The sequence below is a fragment of the Ideonella azotifigens genome, assembly GCF_006519715.1.
In the GTDB taxonomy this organism is placed as follows: domain Bacteria; phylum Pseudomonadota; class Gammaproteobacteria; order Burkholderiales; family Burkholderiaceae_C; genus Ideonella; species Ideonella azotifigens.
In genome coordinates, this window is the sequence record NZ_VIDT01000925.1 from 1 (window position 1) to 1,771 (window position 1,771).

A 1,771-nucleotide genomic window follows, 5' to 3' on the forward strand; every position below is an offset into this window, starting at 1 on the left:
AATGGCTCCGGGCTGTCACGCGACAGCCGGGTCAGCGCCCAGGCCCTGGCCCAGTTGCTGGCCCAGGCCTGGCAAAGCCCGGTGATGCCGGAGCTGATTTCGTCGCTGCCGGTCAGCGGCATGGACGGCACGCTGCGCCGCTCTGTCACCACGCTGGGCCGCGCCCACCTGAAGACCGGCTCGCTGCGCGACGTGAACGCCGTCGCCGGCTTTGTGCTGTCCAACAGCGGCCGGCGCTACGTGGTGGTGGCCATCCTCAACCACCCGCTGGCAGGCGCCGGGCGGCCGGTGCTGGATGCACTGGCGCAATGGGCGATTGACGATGCGAAGCGCTGAAAGACAAACGCCGCCCTGAAGGCGGCACTTGCGAGCTCAGGCAAGGCCCGATCAGAACGGGTTGTTCACGGCGCGCGAAATGGCGGCGTTGCCGAGCTGTGCCTGTGCCAACGGAGCGATCAGCCGCAGGCCATCGGCCCACAGGTTCTTGGTCGCTGCGGTGTCGGAGGTCACGGTCGCCGTTGTGCAAGTGCCCAGCGCATCGCCGCCGTCCAGGTAGCCATCGGCGTCGGCATCCACCCCGTTGATGGTCTCGACATGGTCCTCGTTGCAGGCCAGGTCCGAGGTGTTGTAGCCGCCGTAGCGGTCCAGGTTGGCGACGATGTCGTTCAGCGACAGCAGGCCGATCTTGGTGCCATCGTTGATCAGCGCCAAACGCAGGCCGGTATTGAAGGCCTCGCTCATGCTGGTCATGGTCTTCGCCTCGGCCGAGCCCTGCGACAGCGCCCAGGGACTCAGGCCCACGTCGAAGATCTGGCTCACCAGCACCCGCGGCCCCAGGCCGGCCAGCTTGTTCACCAGCGCACCGACCTGCGCGCCGCGGTTCTGGGCTTCGGCGACCTTCTCGCCTTCGGCGCTGAAGTTCAGGTTGTCCTTGAAGATCTCGACAATGTCGTTGACGCCGACCAGCACCGTGATCAGGTCCTTGTTGTTCAGAGGGTCGTGCACGATGTTGGCCTGGAAGGCATCGACCTGCGGTTCCAGCGTGCGAACCGTGGCGCCATAGTGGGCCAGCATGTAGGCCTGAAGCTGATCTTCACTCAGCGCACTGGGATTGCATTCCTTGAAGGCAAGTCCGAACTGGGCAGCCAATCGCTGTACCCAGATTTCCTGAACGGTGAGATTGCAGGCGATGGTGCCGTTGGTCGTGTCGCCGGTGTTCAAACCGTTCATCGCGAAGTTGTAGCCGTTGCCATTGTTGTCGCGGTCCACCAGCGCACTGATCTCGTCGCCCAGCACGATCAGGCGCGCCGGACGGAACTCGTCCACACGAGAAGTGCTGCCACCGCAGGCGGCCAGCAGGCCGGCCGACAGCAGCGCGGCACCCAGGCCACGCAGCAGTTGGCGGGCGGGAAACAAAAACGTCATCATGGCTCCAGTGTCATTCAATTCGAGGTGGGGCGGCGCAGGCCACTCAGGCGGCTGCGGCCCGTTGCAGCCGGTCTCGCACGCCCTCCCAGGCGGCGTCGGCAGGCGGGGTTTCGATCCAGATCAGCGGCACGCCCAGCGCATCGAGCGCGCGCAGTGCCGCAAACAATTCATGGGCCGCGGCCGCCGCGTCCTGCGGCATGGCCCGGTAAGGCATGCGCCGGTCGGCCGGCCGCACCGTGCGGGAATATACCGCTGCCAGCGGACGGCCCTGCGGCTCGCCTGCACCCAGCAACTGCAATGCGGCCTGCAACTGGGCTGCGTCCATCACCCTGACCTTGGCCCG

General features: G+C 66.4%; 3 protein-coding genes. 1 reads left to right on the forward strand and 2 read right to left on the reverse strand.

The window, feature by feature from the left end:
* On the forward strand, nt 1-336 hold a 336-nt coding region (locus FKP22_RS29275; RefSeq protein ID WP_211361653.1), incomplete at its 5' end, for a D-alanyl-D-alanine carboxypeptidase.
* Between the two features lie 51 nt (nt 337-387).
* Here FKP22_RS29275 and FKP22_RS29280 read toward each other — a convergent pair.
* Nucleotides 388-1,425: an SGNH/GDSL hydrolase family protein gene (locus FKP22_RS29280; RefSeq protein ID WP_141291691.1), complete on the reverse strand. Its 1,038-nt coding sequence runs from the start codon at nt 1,423-1,425 to the stop codon at nt 388-390.
* Nucleotides 1,426-1,471: 46 nt separating this feature from the next.
* A partial coding sequence (locus tag FKP22_RS29285; protein WP_310733390.1) for a Sua5 family C-terminal domain-containing protein occupies nt 1,472-1,771 on the reverse strand: 300 nt, incomplete at its 5' end.